Source organism: Pelomonas baiyunensis (assembly GCF_043555935.1).
GTDB classification, from domain to species: Bacteria; Pseudomonadota; Gammaproteobacteria; order Burkholderiales; family Burkholderiaceae_C; genus Pelomonas; species Pelomonas baiyunensis.
The window spans coordinates 589,829-605,899 of record NZ_JBIGIB010000002.1 but is presented as its reverse complement, the minus strand read 5'-3'; the positions used below and the strand labels follow the sequence as shown (position 1 = coordinate 605,899).

18 protein-coding genes are annotated in these 16,071 nt (G+C 65.6%); 8 read left to right on the top strand and 10 right to left on the bottom strand.

The window, feature by feature from the left end; genetic code table 11:
- Positions 1-68 precede the first annotated feature (68 nt).
- Genes brxC through ACG01O_RS09155 form a run of 4 tightly spaced genes read right to left on the bottom strand, consistent with a single transcriptional unit; the run spans position 69 to position 5,129 of the window.
- Positions 69-3,530, bottom strand: coding sequence for a BREX system P-loop protein BrxC (gene brxC / locus ACG01O_RS09170; protein ID WP_394383728.1), 3,462 nt, complete (start codon positions 3,528-3,530; stop codon positions 69-71).
- A gap of 39 nt (positions 3,531-3,569) precedes the next feature.
- Positions 3,570-4,133, bottom strand: coding sequence for a BREX protein BrxB domain-containing protein (locus ACG01O_RS09165; RefSeq protein WP_394383725.1), 564 nt, complete (start codon positions 4,131-4,133; stop codon positions 3,570-3,572).
- On the bottom strand, positions 4,123-4,923 hold the full coding sequence (locus ACG01O_RS09160) for a hypothetical protein (protein WP_394383723.1): 801 nt from the start codon (positions 4,921-4,923) through the stop codon (positions 4,123-4,125). The genes ACG01O_RS09165 and ACG01O_RS09160 overlap by 11 nt, the downstream gene beginning before the upstream one ends.
- Positions 4,920-5,129 carry a hypothetical protein gene (locus ACG01O_RS09155; RefSeq protein ID WP_394383721.1) on the bottom strand — a complete coding sequence of 70 codons (210 nt, stop codon included), beginning with the start codon at positions 5,127-5,129 and terminating at the stop codon, positions 4,920-4,922. Before ACG01O_RS09155 ends, ACG01O_RS09160 begins: the two co-directional genes overlap by 4 nt.
- A 166-nt stretch (positions 5,130-5,295) precedes the next feature.
- Between ACG01O_RS09155 and ACG01O_RS09150 the strand changes: the two genes are divergently transcribed.
- The gene (locus ACG01O_RS09150) at positions 5,296-6,009 is read left to right on the top strand and encodes a hypothetical protein (protein WP_394383720.1); all 714 of its coding nucleotides are present in this window, start codon (positions 5,296-5,298) and stop codon (positions 6,007-6,009) included.
- 508 nt (positions 6,010-6,517) lie between these two features.
- Here ACG01O_RS09150 and repC read toward each other — a convergent pair.
- The 5 genes from repC to ACG01O_RS09125 all read right to left on the bottom strand — a co-directional run bounded on the left by repC (position 6,518) and on the right by ACG01O_RS09125 (position 10,149).
- The gene (gene repC / locus ACG01O_RS09145) at positions 6,518-7,600 is read right to left on the bottom strand and encodes a replication protein C, IncQ-type (protein ID WP_394383719.1); all 1,083 of its coding nucleotides are present in this window, start codon (positions 7,598-7,600) and stop codon (positions 6,518-6,520) included.
- On the bottom strand, positions 7,597-8,481 hold the full coding sequence (locus ACG01O_RS09140; protein ID WP_394383717.1) for an AAA family ATPase: 885 nt from the start codon (positions 8,479-8,481) through the stop codon (positions 7,597-7,599). The genes repC and ACG01O_RS09140 overlap by 4 nt, the downstream gene beginning before the upstream one ends.
- Positions 8,474-8,680, bottom strand: a complete 207-nt coding sequence (locus ACG01O_RS09135) for a helix-turn-helix transcriptional regulator (protein WP_394383715.1) — start codon at positions 8,678-8,680, stop codon at positions 8,474-8,476. The genes ACG01O_RS09140 and ACG01O_RS09135 overlap by 8 nt, the downstream gene beginning before the upstream one ends.
- 174 nt (positions 8,681-8,854) lie before the next feature.
- Positions 8,855-9,442, bottom strand: a complete 588-nt coding sequence (locus ACG01O_RS09130; protein WP_394383714.1) for a helix-turn-helix domain-containing protein — start codon at positions 9,440-9,442, stop codon at positions 8,855-8,857.
- A gap of 65 nt (positions 9,443-9,507) precedes the next feature.
- Positions 9,508-10,149: a hypothetical protein gene (locus tag ACG01O_RS09125; protein ID WP_394383712.1), complete on the bottom strand. Its 642-nt coding sequence runs from the start codon at positions 10,147-10,149 to the stop codon at positions 9,508-9,510.
- A gap of 234 nt (positions 10,150-10,383) precedes the next feature.
- Here ACG01O_RS09125 and ACG01O_RS09120 point away from each other — a divergent pair, with 234 nt between their 5' ends.
- The 6 genes from ACG01O_RS09120 to arsA all read left to right on the top strand — a co-directional run bounded on the left by ACG01O_RS09120 (position 10,384) and on the right by arsA (position 14,829).
- Positions 10,384-10,704 carry an ArsR/SmtB family transcription factor gene (locus ACG01O_RS09120; protein WP_394383710.1) on the top strand — a complete coding sequence of 107 codons (321 nt, stop codon included), beginning with the start codon at positions 10,384-10,386 and terminating at the stop codon, positions 10,702-10,704.
- Between the two features lie 11 nt (positions 10,705-10,715).
- Entirely contained in the window at positions 10,716-11,213 is a 498-nt protein-coding gene (locus tag ACG01O_RS09115) for an arsenate reductase ArsC (protein WP_394383708.1), read from the top strand.
- Positions 11,213-11,701, top strand: coding sequence for an arsenate reductase ArsC (locus tag ACG01O_RS09110; RefSeq protein WP_394383706.1), 489 nt, complete (start codon positions 11,213-11,215; stop codon positions 11,699-11,701). The genes ACG01O_RS09115 and ACG01O_RS09110 overlap by 1 nt, the downstream gene beginning before the upstream one ends.
- 2 nt (positions 11,702-11,703) lie before the next feature.
- Positions 11,704-12,351 (top strand): aquaporin, encoded by a 648-nt coding sequence (locus ACG01O_RS09105; RefSeq protein ID WP_394383704.1) that lies wholly within the window; start codon positions 11,704-11,706, stop codon positions 12,349-12,351.
- 63 nt (positions 12,352-12,414) lie between these two features.
- Positions 12,415-12,783, top strand: a complete 369-nt coding sequence (gene arsD / locus ACG01O_RS09100) for an arsenite efflux transporter metallochaperone ArsD (protein ID WP_394383703.1) — start codon at positions 12,415-12,417, stop codon at positions 12,781-12,783.
- A gap of 15 nt (positions 12,784-12,798) precedes the next feature.
- Positions 12,799-14,829 carry an arsenical pump-driving ATPase gene (arsA, locus tag ACG01O_RS09095; protein WP_394383700.1) on the top strand — a complete coding sequence of 677 codons (2,031 nt, stop codon included), beginning with the start codon at positions 12,799-12,801 and terminating at the stop codon, positions 14,827-14,829.
- A 66-nt stretch (positions 14,830-14,895) separates the two neighbouring features.
- On the opposite strand, the gene ACG01O_RS09090 is transcribed toward arsA, so the two are convergent.
- The gene (locus tag ACG01O_RS09090; protein ID WP_394383698.1) at positions 14,896-15,231 is read right to left on the bottom strand and encodes a YnfA family protein; all 336 of its coding nucleotides are present in this window, start codon (positions 15,229-15,231) and stop codon (positions 14,896-14,898) included.
- A gap of 402 nt (positions 15,232-15,633) precedes the next feature.
- On the opposite strand from ACG01O_RS09090, the gene ACG01O_RS09085 reads away from it, so the two are divergent.
- Positions 15,634-16,065, top strand: coding sequence for a MerR family transcriptional regulator (locus ACG01O_RS09085; RefSeq protein WP_394383696.1), 432 nt, complete (start codon positions 15,634-15,636; stop codon positions 16,063-16,065).
- The last annotated feature ends 6 nt before the right edge of the window (positions 16,066-16,071 follow it).

Genomic DNA, 16,071 nt, shown 5'->3' with positions numbered 1-16,071 from the left:
TGTTTTCGACGTAACCCAGGTAACGGGGTAACGGGTACCGGTGTGACCTGGCCTCCTCTTGTCTCCGCTTAGAGCGCCACGGGACCTTGCTTCAGCTTGGCGTCCAGCAGGGCCTCCACCTCGGCCAGCCAGGCTTTCAGCTCGGCTTGGTCGTTCAGCGTGCGCTTGGGCAGGGTGACGTGGACGACGTTGGGCTTCAGCAGCTGCACGGCGGCATGGCGTGCAGCTTCGAAGCGGCTGGGCAGCGCCTGGGTCTTGGACACCCAGTGCTCAAGGTCGCAATCGTCCAGAGCATCCTGCAATTGTTCGGGCGTACCGAGCTGCAGTACGCCGGGTGCCGACAGGTGGTGCTGCCCGCTCAGGTCTGCACGTTGCGCATCGTTGAGCTTCTTCCAGTCCGCATCAGCATGAAGCTGGGCCTGCTGCAGCGCGAAGGTCTGTTGGAAGCCGTCGAGTTTGGCGTTCAGCGCCTGACGCAGCAGGTCCACCGTCTTGTCCAGCAAGGGGCGCACGGGGTCTGGGTCGGCCAGCAGGCTGCGCTGCGCCGCGATGGCGTCCACCTCGGCCTTCAGCGTGGCGTAGGGCCCCAGCGCCTTGGCGTGGCGCAGCAGGTCATTGAGCTTTCGCCACACCGGCAGGCGTTTGGCAATGTCGTCGGCCGTCTTGGTCCAGGTCTTGGACAGGCCCACCAGTTCGTCATAGCGGGTAAACAGCTCCAGCAGCTGCGCATTGCCAGTCTGGGCCTCGATGGCTTCCAGCGCGGCCAGCTTCGGGGCCTCGGGCGCGGGCGCGGGACCACCGGCCTTGCTCGCCTGGTCGCGCAGCTTGGCCAACAGGGCGGGCACCTTGGCCAGCTCTTCCTTGGGCTGGCAGGGAACGCCCACGGCACTGAACAGCGAGCGAATCTTGATGAGCTGCGGCGGCGTGATGTTGACGCTTTCGCGCTGGAAGCTCGTTTGCGTGAGCTTGGCGCGGTCCAGGCTCTTGGCGTCCACGGCCTTCGACGCCGCATCGGTCGCCTTGATGTGGCCGGTGGCCAGCAAGGCGTACAGCGCACCGTCAATCGCGTCGCGCGGCCAGCCAAAGGGCGGCGCCTCGAAGTTGTCGCGAATCTCGGCGCCCTTCTTGCCAGGGCCGATGTAGGCCAGCAGCTTCTGGCAGACCGGGTGCTTGTCGGCCTCCTGCGTGTGGCCCACGAACTTCATGGCCTCGAGGTTGCCTTTGCGGGCCTCGTCGAGCACCTTGCTCCAGAGGTCGTGGTCGGCCGCGTCGAACTGGCTGTAGAGGCGGATGGCCGAGGACTTGGCGGCGCGGTTGATGCGGTCGGCCAGGTCGTTGCCGTCCTGCGCTTCCTGACCGCCGGCCTGGAAGACCCGCACGCCGGCCAGCAGTTGTTCCAGCAGCTCGGCCAGCTCCTTCTCAGCGGTGCGCTGGCGGCTCTCCATCGAGCGCTGGGCATCGCGGCCTTCCTCGGTGGACGGGCTGCCCTTCTTCTGCAGCGTGGTGCGCGCCGCCTCCAGCGCCACGATGGCGTTGGTCAGCTCGGTCTTGTGCTGAGCCGGCAGGAAGGCGAAAAGTGTGGGGTTGTCGGCGCTCTTGGCCTTGGCCTCGGCGATGACGGACTTCTCTTCCGTCTGCCAACCGTCCTGAATCCACAGGTACAGGCTCTTGTCGTGGTCCTTGGGCAGACTGTCGTCGTAGGTGGGTGTCAGTCGGCGCTCGACGTTGTCCTTGCCCTGGACGACGCGGACCTTCTTCAGCACTTCACCGAAGCGGCCCTTGAGCAGGTCGGCCCGCTTCTGCTCGACACGTTGCGGCGCGGCCTTCAACTCGGCTTCCTGCGCGCGGAACTCGTCGTACCAGGCGCTGGACTCGCGGGTCTGGAGGCGGTATTCGGTGCCGCTGCCACCGGCCAGGGCCATCACCAAGCGGTCCTTGTTCTGCAGCTCGTCCAGCAGCGCGGGCAGCTGCTTGCGCAGTTCGGACGAACCGGCGGACAGGTCGGTCACCAGCAGGTCGGCCAGAGCCTCTTCGGTCGCCTTCAGCCCGATGTCCATTGCGGCATCGGCAGGCAGCTTGTTGATGAGGTAGATGAGCTTGAGCAGCTTGCCCTTGAGCTGGGCGTGCGCGTCGCCGGCCGCGAAGCGCTGGACGTTCTCGAACACTTCCTTAGGCAACTGCGCCGTGGAGACGAGGTTCGCGGCAATCTGGTCGTACAGGAAGTCGCCGGAGACAACATGGCCCAGCGGCGCATCTGCCGTCGCCAGCACCGCCTCATGCACCACACGCAGTTGGCTGCGCAGCTGGGAGACGGTGCCGGTGGTGTCGATGGTCCGAAGAACACGTTCCCAGAAGCGGCGGCGCACCGGCAGCAGCGGGTAGTCGGACGTCATCACGTCCTCGTCGTCGGTGACGTGCTCAAGCTTGGTGCCGCGCAGGTGACGCGAGATTTCGCCGAGATTGGCGCGCCAGACGTGCTCGACCTCAGGCTGCGCCGAGGGCTTCTTGGCCAGGATGATTTGGCGAGTGACGTTCTCGACGTCCCAGTCACCCAGCATCACCTGCACCGGGAAGCGGCCCATCAGGCGCTGCAGGTTGGGCATGCCTGACAGGGCGGACTGGCCGGTGCCCACGAAGAGCAGCTTGCCGTTGAAGTGCTTGGACAGGGTCTCGGTGACCTCCTGCACCTGGAAGGCCTTCTCGGCGTCAGCGCCGATGTACTGCTGCACCTCGTCTAGCACCACCAGCGTCAGCGGGAACTTGCCATCCACGGCCAGCGCCGCCTCGATGGCAGTCGTCATCTGCTCGCTGGTGACGTCGGTGACCTGGGGGAACTGCTCTTTGAGCAACTTGCGGGCGTCGGCTTCGGTGTGTGCCAGGTCCGGGCGGGCCTTCAGCAGCGCCTTCGCCAAGTGGCCGGACACGTACATGTGCGGCAGCTCTTGGGCCAGCGAGCGGCCAGCGGCCTTCAGCTCGGCCTCGACCGAGGGCAGAAGGCCTTCGCGGCTCAACCACAGCACGAGCTGCGCCTGGTTGTATTGCTCGGGCAGGCCCTTGGACTTGAACACGATGCCGAGCAGCGCCAGGCGGACCTTGTCACCGGCGCCCGCACCGAGCTTGCCTGCGGCCGCGTGCAGCGTGCCGTGCCGCTTGCCCTGGGTGCTGAGCTCCTTGAGGTGCTCGAACACGCCGGTGGGCAGCTTGGCGAGGCTGCGGGCGGTGGCGCCGTCGCTGAACTGGTAGTCGGTCCACAGCGTGCGCAGCATCTTGGCCAGGTGCGACTTGCCGCTGCCATAGAAGCCGGAAATCCAGACGCCTGGCTGCTCGGTGCCGGCGTCGAGGTTCACCAGGAACTTGTCGAGGATGGTCTCCAGACCCTTCTCGTACTGGCCGTCGCAGACGAAGGTCTCGAGCTCGTAGCGCAGGATGGCTTGAGCAGCTTCGGTGTGGTCTTCCGAGACTTCAGCGACGCCGTTGTTGACGAGCCTGTTTTCCTTCGGCGCCTTGTTGTAGATGTCCCTGTTCAGCATGGTGGTCCTTGCTCTGGTTTTTCGGTGTGTCGTGTTCGTTCAGTCCTCAGCCAGCAGCGGCACGGCCAGATAGTTCCAGCCGTCTCGCGCATCGAGCAGGCGGTAGGTGTGGTTCTCGGGGTGGTGCTCGCCGGGGAAGAACACCAGCAATCGTCCGTCGACGGCCTCCTTGACGCCTTCGACCACGGACGAGACGCGAGCGAGACCGAACAGCGTGCCGACGCCTAGCAGCGCCACCACGGTGTCGGGGCCGGCCTCGGCTTCGATGCGGGTCTTGAGCTTGGCGTTGAGGTCGGCGACGAATTCCGTCAGCTCGCCGGTCTGGTAGCCCGCCAAGTCTTCCGGAGACTCGAAGTACGCGTCGCGGTATTCCTGGGCAGCCATCCACTCGGGGAAGGCATTGGTCAGGTCCAGCAGCAGCCAGCGCTTGCCGGCCTGCTGGGTGGCCAAGGCGAACTCCTCGACGTTGGCGCGCAACCGCAGCTCGTCTGCCTTGTCGTAGACCGCGAAGATGACCCGCTGGATGGCCGCGAGCCCCGCCTGCCACGGTACGGTGAGGTGCTGGCGGTAGGCGGACACCAGCTTGGCGACCTTAGATGACATGGGAGACCTCCTGGCGGATTCGTTCTTCTGCGGGCGTGAGGTACCCGGGAAAGCGCACTTCCTTGACGCCGCCGGCGTTCATGAAGACGAGCAGGCCCCGATGTGACGCCGAGTTTGCAAGTGCCTCTAGCTCATCAGGTGAGCCACTGACCAAGTTCATCCAATCGGAGGAGAACAAGCGCTGCCCGGTACGCCCCTCCAAGTAGCCCAGGAACAACAGCAGCGTGATGGATTCCGGGTTCGCCTGTACGACGGCCCGGGTCTTGCGCACCCGGCCGTGCAGGTGGCCAGATGCCGTCCAGGTGCCTGCCACGTTCTGGGCGAAGGACTTCAGAGAGGCGGGGCTGAACCGGTCCGGGTCGGCCGCACTCAGGTGGGCCTCGACCGCATCACGCGTCACAGGAGCTCCGGAAGCGAGCGGCAGGATGAAGGGCTGGGAGCCTCGCAGCAGAGGGTCACGCGCCAGGGCAACGGCGAGGGCCAGCAGCGGCTGGGCGGCCTCGTTGAGCGCCCACAGGCGTCGCAGCGCACGAAAGATGGGGTTGGCCGTGTCGAGCGCGTACAGGGTGGCCAGGTGCCGCAGCGCGAGTTCGCGCGCCTTGCGGGTGGCCTTGCCAAGGACGTTGGCTTCGACCACCGCTGAGACGTAATCCGTCCTTTCGGCATCGGCTGCCGTGTGGGCCAGCAGCAGGCGCAGGTCGTCCAGCATCATGGTCCGCGCGGCATGCGGACCGTTCAGGCCGAAACGGAAGCCCAGCTGGGTCAGGAGGGCCTGGCGTTGCTCACTCACGCAGCGCTACCTCGCATGTTGGTGTTGGGTAGCGTCTCGTCGGGTACGCCTTCGAGCGGATGCCCCTGCGCGCGGCAGTAGGCGACCACCATGACTTCCACCATGTTGGCGAGGCTGCGCATTTCGCGGTCGGCAGCCGACTGCAGAGCCGCCTTGATGTGGGGCTCTACGCGAACACTGACGACCTCGGACTTGCCGGTTGCCATGGATGGCTCCTGTGAGTAAACCGCTATCGGAATGCCAGCTTACTGCAAATTCTTGACACAACCACAGGCCAGGCAAGCCGCCGATGGAAATCCCTCTGCGTCAGGAACCAACGAATGCACGTGCGTCGCTACACGTTGCTCCACAGGACAATTTTTTGGAGCGCTTATGCGACAAGGCACTGGCCATTCGGCGGCCCATCTGAAATTTCTCAACGAGCTGTACAGCAACTGCCATCGCGCTCGTCCGGCGGCCCTGCTTTCCCCCGAGGACGTGGCCGCCACGGCAGCGGAGCAGTACCCGAGCCTTCGCGCCCGAGGGTGGGCGCTGCAGGCGGTGCTGAGTGACGAGGACATCGAGCTGATGGCCAGCCAGAGCGGGCCACAGCCGATGCGGTTCATGGTCATAGAGCTCGACCGTGGACTGCCGATGTGCGTGCTCGTCACGCAGGCTGGTGACGTCCAGTGGCGTTGGGTCGTCCCCATGTGGGAGCTTGGCGCGATGGATTGGCTGCGCGAGGCCATCGAGCAGGACCGATTGCTCATGCTGGTCGAGTCCCCGATGTCGACTACCGGACTGACGTTCCTAGCTGGTGGTGGGCTGTTCGGTCGGCCGAAGGACCTGATGAAAAGCGCGACTCCCAAGGCTGTATCAGCCGAGGAGGCGGTGTTCGGCATGGTCCTGGGTGGAATGAAGTTGATGGCGCCGCACGCCGTCATACCGCCCGCCAGCCAAGGACAGCCGACACACATCCGTGTGATGGTCGCGGCCAGGGGTGTGAATGCGGTGCTGCTGATGGAGACCTATCAGCGCGCCATGCATACCCTACCCACCGGGGCGTCTTCCGCTGGCACAGAGGTCATCCACTCTCCGCTGCCGTAGCCGCGCAGCGGCGTACTTCGGGCGGGACAGCATCAGCTGTCCCGCCCACTTCTTCAGCGCATCAAACTTGGCAACGCAGGTTTTGCCGCGCGGCAAGATTTCAGCGAGAGGCTATTGCCCAGCCACGGCAAGGGCGCTCCGGGGACACCGGCGTGTGTCCCTTGCACGGTTTCCAGTCTCGAAACTGACTCTGTCACTTCAGCCCTCGGCCAGGCAGGCCATCTGATTGCCCATGCACAAAGCCGCGCAGCGGCATTCGGTGAAGGGCGCAGCCATCGGGCTGCCCGCTGTCTCTGTGCATGGATGGCGGTAACCAGGGTAACGACGGTCATCCTGCCAAGGGCCACCGGTAGGCGTCTTGCCGCGCGGCAAGATGGGGGTGCCGACCATTTCCAGGGTCAGCGGGTTGGTGGTTAAGGCAGCCGCCCCCGCCAGGGCTCGAAGCACTCCGGCAAAGGCAGGGAGCGGGCCATTGGCCGCGCCCTGCCATGGCCCACACTTCTGTCTATTACAAGGTAGTACGAGCCTCGTCATTTCGCGGCAAACCGTTGTCGGTGCTCAGCTTTTGCCAGAACGGCTGCTCGCCATATGACGAGGAATGCAGCGCGAAATGACTGGGCCTCGTCATTTCGCGTGCGGCTCGCGTCGGCCGGCGCGGCTCCGTGGGCTCCGCGCCGGCAGTCGGCATGCCATTCGACGCGCAGGCGCTCGACTGCATCCGGGTCACCTCCGCTACGGTCGACGCCAGCTCAACCTTCCAGTTTTCCAAGCGGCCGATGGCGTCCACTGCCGACCTGACGTCGCTGAGGCGGCGGTTGCGCTTTCTCGCCGGAACCGGCGTCCCGCCTGACGGCCACAGTCTTTCCACCAAGGTCTCGTACCCGATGGAAATCGACTTACCCTGACCGAGGCAGGTCGACAGAAACGCGTGCACCAGCATCGCTGTGTGCGACGGCAGGGACAGCCGCTCCGAGAGGAGTACCTGCGCGTACCCCGGCGACAGCAGGGCTGCGGCGAGGCGGTGGTTCAGGGCCACATGAACGCGCTGGTTGTCGCCGACCAGCCAACTTACCAAGCGGCACGAGCGCACCGTGCGGGTGACGCCGTCGCGTTCCCAGACTGTGACCTCGCAGAGGCGCGTCAGGGACTCGCGACGAGCGTCGTTCGCGGAGCCGCCCACGCTCGCAGCGCCGCAACGGCGGTGCAGTTCGCTCCATGAGCACTCCAGCCTCAGCGTGGGCGGCAGGTCCTGAGCTGCCTCGGTCTCGGCCTGGACGTGCAGGGACGCCCACAGCAGAGAGCCTACTTCGCTGCGGTCGGCCTGGTCGAGGCGATGTTCCGAAGGGCGGCGGCGATGCTGTTCCTGGGCCAGCTCCAGTAGGGCCAGCAGCAGCGTCTGCTCTGGCACTCCCAGTGCTTCCCGTGCGCTGAAGCGAAGGCTCAGTTCACCGTACTGGTAGGTCTCGTTCAACACGGGCCGTGGCGACCCATCCTTGGCCAGCGGTCGAAACAGCTGGCAGAGACCGAACGGGTGCGACAGCCGCACCACCCTCGGCGCCGCCGACGCATTCTTCTTTGCGGCGCGGGTCATGCCGTCTCCTCCGAGAACATCAGCACGCCATGTGGACCGCGCGTCAGCACCATGGTGTCGGTCGTGGCGACGTAGTTGGCCTTCGGGATGTCCAGGAGAACGTGGCGGTGCAGCTGCTCCTTGGCGATGCCAAACTGCTTGGCGGTCGCGCGCGTGGGCCGGCTGAGGTTGAGTTGCCAACGTACGGCGTTCGGCAGCGCTGTCGAGCCTCGCGCGGCATCTGCCGAGCCCCCATAGTCCTGCAGCGCCGCAGCGCGGTTGGTGTGGTGCACCAGCAGCCACGCCGCGTGCGTTGAACAGGCATAGCTCCCGATATGACGAGCCAGGCATTTCATGGCGGTGGCATCGTTCTCGTCGGCGTTGTGGAAGTCGCGGATGGGGTCGAGGATGACCAGGCGAGCGCCTTCACAAGCCCGCCGCAACATCTCGCCGGCTGGCGTCTTCTCCCAGCACTCCCCCAGCAAGTTCACCTGCTCCTGACCTGCCAGAGCATGGATGACCAGGTTTTGGCTCAGAAGGTCGGCCGCGTGGTGAGGGTCAATGTCGGTGGCAGCCAACTGGACGCTGGCGATGGCGTGCAGACGGTGCCAGACCACGTGCGCCGATTCCTCGGCCATAACCAGGACCACCCGCGCAGGCTCAGCGCTGCGGGGACCAGCGCCGCCGACAAGGCCGCCCAGCAGCGGCGTGCCGGTGGCCATGGCAATCGCCATCTGAAGGGCCAACATGGTCTTGCTGACGGCGCCGGGACCGACCACGAGGCCCACCGTCTCGGCCAACAGCCCAGGCAGCACGTGGTCCAGCGTCGGCGGTGGATTGCGCAGCATGTGCGCGATATTCAGCGGACTGGAAAAGGGGTTCTTCAGAGCCTGCTCAGACATCGCGGGCTCCTTCGACACACTGGGCGAGCCACGCTTGAACGTCGACCGCGCGCCAGCGCAGCAGCCGGGTTCCGGCGATGACCAGCCGCGGCGGGACGGCGGCGGGGTTGCGGTGAATGTCCTTGCGGATGGTCTCTGGGCTGCGGCCCAGCAAGTTTGCGAGGTCCCCGAGTTCGAGGACGGGTTTGGTTTCGGGCATTGAATGCTCCACGCCGGTGTGCAGAGCACGTGACGACCGGCAGCGCCCGCTCGTGCCCGCTGGCGCATCGAATCGGCCCCAGCTGGCACGTCTAGCCTCGACTTTTATTGCCTTCAGAAAGGGAAGGGGCGAGCCGCAGCCCGCCCCTCAATCACCCGGTACGTCAGGTCCGGTTCAATCCACTTCTGCCAGGTCCCTGTGACCACGTACGGCCTCCGCGCACGATTCGTCGTGAATGGTGGCTGCCCGCTGTAGCCATCGAACCAACTCGGGGAGTTGGCGGGCGCCGAGCAGGTCGCGGCCGGAGCACTCGAGGTACATCGCGACGAGCGATTGCTTGGCCTCCAGGCTCAGCTGCGACATGTCGGCCGGAAGCACATGCCTGGCGACCGGGTCGTCGAGCATTTGGGCCATGGCACGGTTCACTGCGTCTTCCAGCGGCTCGCGCGGGTGGACGAAGTCGCTCATCGGAATCCGGCCGGCAATCATCTTGACGACCACGGGAGGGACGCCGAGATAGCGGGCGCAGTTGACGGCGAACTCGTCACTGATTTGCCGCACCAGACGGACGCCGCTACGGAGTTGGTTGATGTACCCGTAGGTCACCCCCAACTCGTCGGCCATCTGCCGGTACTCCTGGCCGCGACGACGGCACTCGTCGTACAGCCAACCGACGAGCGGGCCGCCAGGCGACGCATACAGCCGAGCGACGCGCTGCTCCGCGGATTCTTGGGTATGGAACTGGGGTTTCAAGTTGCTCATGTGAGAGATGTCCTATGGCGCATGCACCTGCATGCACCACGTGTAGTCACCGGCTCCTCGATTGGTCAGCGCTGACGGCTTTTGGCGAACCCTCGGTCCTGCAGAGCTCGCATCAGGCTACCGTTGGTCGGACCGCCGTCGGTTCCACAGACCGCTTCGTAGATTTCAGACCAGAGCCGGTAGGGTCGCGTGGACCGCACGCCGTTCTCGGGTGCGCGACCGTAGGCGCCGCCGCGGACGGCCGTCGCGGCCGCACGAACGGCATTCAGTGCCTCCTGCAGAGGGTCAGCGCGTTTCTCCGGCACCTTGGTATCGATGGGGTCGAGGACCTGCACCTTGGCGAGGGCCTCGGTCACCTCCTGAACGCGCTGCCGGTGAACGCGTCGACGCTGGCTGCGCTCAGCAGCCTCACTGGCAAAGCGCGCGGCCTCAGCCAGTCGCCACAGCGGCTCAGCTTCACGTTGCTCGGCATCACGGCGGGCTCGCTCGGCCGCCTCCCGGGCAGGGCGGCAAATCGTGGTTTCGACATAGGCACGCTCCAGCTCGGTCAGTCTGGATGCCAGCTCATCCGGCAGCGTGCAGGCATGGACCGGCAGGCTCCCGACGAAGGTCTGCTGAGAGTAGCCGTGGGTGTTGTTGTTGGCGCCTTTGGGCACCCAACTCGAGCGGTACAGGTAGGCGGTCTTGCCGCGGGTCTTCTTGTGCATGGATGACTCCAGGTTGGTGAGGGGACACCACGTGTAGTCACTCAGCTCAACGGGCCGGGCCATCCCAGCGGACGGGACGGTCTGCCGCTGAAGGACAGGCTCTTTCATCGCAGGGGTAGAGGTGGCGGCCAACCATGCTGGAGCGCGGCGAACGCTTCGAGAGGGCGGCAGCATCGTCCTACCAAGCCCGCCTGTCACACAATCATCAAATATTTCTTTGATAATTGAAATGCAATGGATGACGACACCGTAGCCCGAGCCCTGGGCGCCCTCTCCCAAGTCCACCGACTGAAGGCATTCCGCGCCCTGGTGGTGGCTGGCCGTGCCGGTCTAACCCCGGGTGCATTGGCCGAGCAACTGAGCATCTCGCCGGCCTCGATGTCTTTCCATCTCAAGGAGCTGCTGCATGCGGAGTTGGTTAGCCAAACCCGCGATGGCCGCAACCTTATCTACCGGGCGTCGTTCAACCGCATGAACGGTGTCCTGGCTTTCCTGACGTCGAACTGCTGCGAGGGCCAGCCCTGCGAGCTCGACACGCCTTCCTGCAACTGCTAAGGAGCCCGGCGATGGCCGACAAGACCTACAACGTACTCTTTGTGTGCACGGGGAACTCTGCCCGCTCCATCTTGGCCGAGGCCTTGATGAACGACTTGGGCAAGGAGCAAGGCTTCCGCGCCTTTTCCGCCGGCAGCCACCCGCGCGGCGAGGTCAACGCCTGGGCCCTGAAAACCCTGGCCGACCACCGCTACCCGACCGACGGCTTCCGCAGCAAGAGCTGGGAGGAGTTCGCAACGGCCGATGCCCCGCACCTGGACTTCGTCTTCACGGTGTGCGACCAGGCCGCTGGCGAGGTCTGCCCGGTCTGGCCAGGGCAGCCCATGACCGCTCACTGGGGCATGCCCGACCCGGCAGCTGTCGAAGGCTCAGATGAAGCCATCCGCAAGGCCTTCCTCGACACCTTCATCACCATGAAGCGCCGCATTCAGCTGATGCTGGCCCTGCCGATGGCCAGCCTCGACAAGATGGCCATCCAGCGCGAAATCAAGGACATCGGAACCAAATAATGACCATCAACGTACTCATCCTGTGCACGCACAACTCGGCTCGTAGCGTGCTGTCCGAAGGCATGCTCAACCACTGGGCCAAGAAGCTGGGCAAGGACGTCCGCGCCTACAGCGCGGGCAGTGCGCCAAGCGGCCGCATCAACCCCTACGCCCTGCAGGCGTTGAACAACGCTGGCATTGACACCAGCTACGTGCGCAGCAAGTCCTGGGAGGAGTTCGTCGGCGCCGAGGCGCCCGAGATGCGCATCGTCATCACGGTCTGCGACAGCGCTGCCGCCGAGCAGTGCCCGTACTGGCCCGGCAGCCCAGTGAAGGTGCACTGGGGCTACCCGGACCCGTCCAACGCAGCCGAAGAACTGAAGGCACAGGCCTTCGAGTTGACCCGCCAGGCCATCGGCTACCGCATGCTGCAGTTGCTGTCGCTGCCGCTGGAGTCCATGACCAATGCCGAGCTCCAGACCGCGCTCGTCGAGGCCTACAAGAGCTGAGCATGCGATTCGACCTTCAGCGGCGCCTCTTTGCCGAAGTCCTGGGCACCGCACTGCTGCTGGCCGTGGTCATCGGCTCCGGCATCATGGCCGAGCGCCTGGCCGGTGGGAACGTGGCCATCGCCCTGCTCGCGAACACCGCCGCGACGGTGGGCGGCCTGTACATCCTTATCGAGGTGCTGGGCCCTGTCAGCGGCGCGCACTTCAACCCTGCCGTCTCGCTGGTCATGACCCTGCGCGGCGCGTTGCCGAAGACGCTGTTCGCGCCCTACGTGGTCGCCCAGCTCGTCGGCGCGGTCTTGGGCGCCTTGCTGGCAGACGCGATGTTCGATGCCACGCTGCTGCAGTTCTCGACCAAGGTCCGTGGCGGTTCGGGCCAGTGGATTGCCGAGGTGGTGGCGACCGCAGGCCTGCTGCTAGTCATCCTGCGTGCGCCCGCGCCGAAGGTCGCCGCGATGGTGGCCTGCTACATCGGCGCGGCGTACTGGTTCACCTCATCGACCTCATTCGCCAACCCGGCGGCCGCCTTCGGCCGGATGTTCAGCGACACCTTTGCGGGCATCTCGCCAGCGAGCGTGCCGGGATTCGTTGCCGCCCAGTTGGTCGGTGCAGGCCTGGGTGCCCTGGTTCACCGCGGCCTCGACGCTTGAGCGGCATCAATACCCTGCTGGGCATGTGTACCGACCATGCTCAGTGAAGCAAAGGAAATCATCATGAGCAAACTCGAAGTCTTTGAACCCGCGATGTGCTGCCCGACCGGCGTGTGCGGCGTGAGCGTTGACCCTGTCCTGGTCCAGTTCAACGCCGACCTTCAGGCGCTGCAGGACGGGGGCATCGAGGTGGTGCGCCACAGCCTGAGCCACGACGCCGCCGCCTTCGCAGCGAATCCGACGGTGGTCAAGGAAATAGAAGCCGGCATGGACCGCTTGCCCATCGTGACCGTCGATGGCCGCGTCGTCTCCACGGGGATGTACCCGACCAAGGCGCAGCTGCAGCAGAAGCTGCAGGCGCCCGTACCCACTGCCGAGAAGCCCCGCGTCAAGCTGGGTGACTGCGGCTGTGCGCCTGGCAAGTGCTGCTAATCGTCTGTTGACGCCATGGCCCTGCCACCGCTCGACACGCGATACGCCTTCTTCACCGGCAAGGGTGGCGTCGGCAAGACTTCACTCGCTTGTGCCAGCGCGGTGCGCCTGGCCGAAGCCGGGCATCGCGTGCTGCTTGTCAGCACCGACCCAGCGTCCAACCTGGACGAGGTGCTGGAGACGCCGCTGAGCGCTGCTCCCACGGCTGTGGGAGGCGTGCCCGGGCTGTTTGCGCTGAACGTGGACCCCGAAGCCGCCGCGGCGGCCTACCGTGAGCGCATGGTCGGCCCGTACAGGGGCATCCTGCCCGCAGCGGCCATCCGCAGCATGGAAGAGCAGTTCTCCGGTGGATGCACCGTCGAGATTGCAGCCTTCGATGCCTTCGCCGAGTTGCTGGCAGGTGGCAGCTACGCCCGAGACTTTGACCGGGTGGTCTTCGACACCGCGCCGACCGGGCACACGCTGCGCCTGCTGACCCTCCCGTCGGCCTGGAGCGAATTCCTGTCGAGCAACACGACCGGCAACTCCTGTCTGGGGCCGCTTGCGGGTCTGGAGAAGAACAAGGCCACCTACGCGGCGGCCGTCGAGTCCTTGAAGGACGCGACCATGACGACGGTGGTGCTCGTGGCGCGCCCCGAGACGGCCGCACTGCGTGAAGCCGAACGAACCCGGCATGAGCTGGCCGACCTTGGGGTCCGCAACCAGGTGCTGGCCTTGAACGGTGTCTTCGACGCCAACGGCAGTTCTGACGCCGTCGCCCAGGCGATGGCAAGTCGCCATGCTCAGGCCGTGTCGGGTATGCCAGCCGGCCTGGCATGCCTCGACCGCAGTGCCACTGGTTTCATCCCCCGCGGCATGGTCGGCCTGGCATCGCTACGCGCCTTCCTGCATCCCGAAGACATCAAGGCTGAGACCGTCCCCGCAGGGGCGCTCGAAACCATGCCCGCAGGGCTCGCCCCTATCGTCCGGGACTTCGAAGCAGGCGGCCACGGCCTTGTCATGACGATGGGCAAGGGTGGCGTCGGCAAGACCACAGTGGCGGCGGCCATCGCCGTTGCGCTGGCACAGCGCGGCCATCGAGTGGTGCTGTCCACGACCGACCCCGCTGCACACGTCAGCTGGGCGCTCGGCGAGGCGGTCGAGAACCTGAGCGTCGAGCGCATCGACCCGGCGCTTGAGGTCGAGCAGTACCGCCAGGAGGTGCTGGCCAAGGCCGGAGCGAACCTGGACGGCCAGGCCAAGGCGATGCTGGAGGAGGACCTGCGCTCACCCTGCACCGAGGAGATTGCAGTCTTCCGAGCCTTCGCCAGGACCGTCGATATGGCCAAGGATGCCTTCGTGGTGCTAGACACGGCGCCCACAGGCCACACCATCTTGCTGATGGACTCGGCCGAGGCTTACCACCGTGAAGTCAACCGCACGCAGGGCGATATGCCTGAGGCCGTGCGCAGCCTGCTCCCGCGGCTGCGAGACCCAGCCTTCACTCGGGTGCTCATCGTGACGCTGGCCGAAGCCACGCCGGTGCACGAGGCCGAACGCCTACAGGCCGACCTGCGGCGAGCGGAAATTGAGCCCTACGCCTGGGTCATCAACCAGAGCCTGCTCGCCAGTGGCACACAAGACCCGGTGCTACTGCAGCGAGGCCACTACGAGGTGCCCTACATCGAACGGGTCCGGCAGACCCTCTCCACGCGCTGCGCGCTGCTGTCATGGCAGCAAACTCCGCCGATTGGCGCCGCCGCCCTCTCGGAACTTGTCGAAGGAGCCAACGAGATGACCTACCGCATCGACCCGTCGGCCGACGGCCTTCACATCAACGCGTCGACACCAGCCGACAAGCAGCAGGCTGTGATGGAAGAGTTCGGCAAGTGCGCCTCGGGGAATTGCGCCTGCCCTTCGCCGCAGTACGAGAAGCTCGAAGCCATCGCCGTTCAGGCTGGTGCCGACGGCGTTCAGGTGGAGCTCAAGGCCAAGCCGGGCGAAGTTCTGGATGCCGCAGACATCGCCAAGTGCCTCGACCACACCCTAAAGGCAGTCGGCGGCTAGCCGGAGCGCAGTGGGCTGGCGCTGCGAAGCCGCCTGAGGCAGCTCCTGTCAGGCATCTCGGTCCGTTCAGGCATTGGAACGGCTACCGACCATGATGATGGCCATGCCGGCGAGGCTGACGGCTACGCCGAGCAGGTCAGCGGCGCTTGGCCGCACGCCATCGACTGCCCACAGCCACATCACGGCGACCATGATGTAGACGCCGCCATAGGCTGCGTACACCCGGCCGGACGCCGTAGGGTGCAGCGACAGCAACCAGGCAAACAGCCCAAGGCTCAATGCGGCGGGTACCAGAAACCAGGCTGACTTGCCCTGTTTCTGCCACAGGTAGGGCAGATAGCAGCCAACAATCTCGGCAACAGCCGTGACTACAAAGAGGGCAAGGGTCTTGAGGATGTCCATGACCTCCATTGTCGACACCCGATTCACCGCAAAAAGTGCTTGCTCCTCAAGTAGCTTGAGGTTCCATCTTTCGGGTCTTTCCACTCCCGGTGTTTGCTCATGAAGTCATGGAAGGCTGCTTTGGGTCTAGGCGCTGCTTGTGCAGCTTGTTGTGCCATCCCGCTGCTTGGTGTGGCTGGCGTCGCCGGGGCTTTCGCCGCCGCTGGCGCTGCACTGCTGGCGTCTGCCGACGAGTTGCTGCCCCTGGGGGTGGTTCTCCTGGCTGTTGCGCTGGCCACGGCCGCAAGGTGGTGGTGGACGCGGCGCACGGCATCGAAAAGCGCCGCTTGCGGTTGCAGCGACAGGTGTTCCCCGGATGCACCCTGTGCAGGCACCTGAACGAGCACGCCTATGCTGCATGGCATGAATCCCACCGCGTCCATTTCCATCGGCTTGCTGGCAAGGCAGGCCGGCTGCACCGTGCCGACCATCCGCTACTACGAGGAAATTGGGCTGTTGCAGGCCGCGCAGCGCACCGAGGGCGGGCGCAGGACGTATGGCGCAGCCACAGCACAGCGGCTCAGCTTTATCCGGCGCTGCCGCGACTTCGGATTCTCCATCGAGCAGGTCCGGGAACTGGTCGGACTGGTGGACGAGCCGGGCCGGCCCTGCGTCGAAGTACGGGAGGTCGCGGCCCGTCACCTCGTGCAGGTTCGTGAAAAGCTGGCGGAGCTGCAAGCGCTCGAGCGCCAGCTGTCGGCCTTCGTCAACAGCTGCGATGCGGCCTGCGTCGGAGGTGCGGCCTTGGACTGCACCATCCTGGAGGACCTGGGCTCATCGGGAGAGGCGCAGTAGAAGACA

Bases quoted from the DNA above. Each gene is read 5' to 3' on its own strand.
- ACG01O_RS09135 (WP_394383715.1), bottom strand. From the start codon at position 8,680: ATGCCCGAAACCAAACCCGTCCTCGAACTCGGGGACCTCGCAAACTTG.
- ACG01O_RS09140 (WP_394383717.1), bottom strand. From the start codon at position 8,481: ATGTCTGAGCAGGCTCTGAAGAACCCCTTTTCCAGTCCGCTGAATATC.
- ACG01O_RS09130 (WP_394383714.1), bottom strand. From the start codon at position 9,442: ATGAGCAACTTGAAACCCCAGTTCCATACCCAAGAATCCGCGGAGCAG.
- ACG01O_RS09110 (WP_394383706.1), top strand. From the start codon at position 11,213: ATGACCATCAACGTACTCATCCTGTGCACGCACAACTCGGCTCGTAGC.
- ACG01O_RS09105 (WP_394383704.1), top strand. From the start codon at position 11,704: ATGCGATTCGACCTTCAGCGGCGCCTCTTTGCCGAAGTCCTGGGCACC.
- ACG01O_RS09115 (WP_394383708.1), top strand. From the start codon at position 10,716: ATGGCCGACAAGACCTACAACGTACTCTTTGTGTGCACGGGGAACTCT.
- arsA (WP_394383700.1), top strand. From the start codon at position 12,799: ATGGCCCTGCCACCGCTCGACACGCGATACGCCTTCTTCACCGGCAAG.
- ACG01O_RS09125 (WP_394383712.1), bottom strand. From the start codon at position 10,149: ATGCACAAGAAGACCCGCGGCAAGACCGCCTACCTGTACCGCTCGAGT.
- arsD (WP_394383703.1), top strand. From the start codon at position 12,415: ATGAGCAAACTCGAAGTCTTTGAACCCGCGATGTGCTGCCCGACCGGC.
- ACG01O_RS09085 (WP_394383696.1), top strand. From the start codon at position 15,634: ATGAATCCCACCGCGTCCATTTCCATCGGCTTGCTGGCAAGGCAGGCC.
- ACG01O_RS09150 (WP_394383720.1), top strand. From the start codon at position 5,296: ATGCGACAAGGCACTGGCCATTCGGCGGCCCATCTGAAATTTCTCAAC.
- ACG01O_RS09155 (WP_394383721.1), bottom strand. From the start codon at position 5,129: ATGGCAACCGGCAAGTCCGAGGTCGTCAGTGTTCGCGTAGAGCCCCAC.
- ACG01O_RS09090 (WP_394383698.1), bottom strand. From the start codon at position 15,231: ATGGACATCCTCAAGACCCTTGCCCTCTTTGTAGTCACGGCTGTTGCC.
- repC (WP_394383719.1), bottom strand. From the start codon at position 7,600: ATGACCCGCGCCGCAAAGAAGAATGCGTCGGCGGCGCCGAGGGTGGTG.
- ACG01O_RS09120 (WP_394383710.1), top strand. From the start codon at position 10,384: ATGGATGACGACACCGTAGCCCGAGCCCTGGGCGCCCTCTCCCAAGTC.
- ACG01O_RS09165 (WP_394383725.1), bottom strand. From the start codon at position 4,133: ATGTCATCTAAGGTCGCCAAGCTGGTGTCCGCCTACCGCCAGCACCTC.
- brxC (WP_394383728.1), bottom strand. From the start codon at position 3,530: ATGCTGAACAGGGACATCTACAACAAGGCGCCGAAGGAAAACAGGCTC.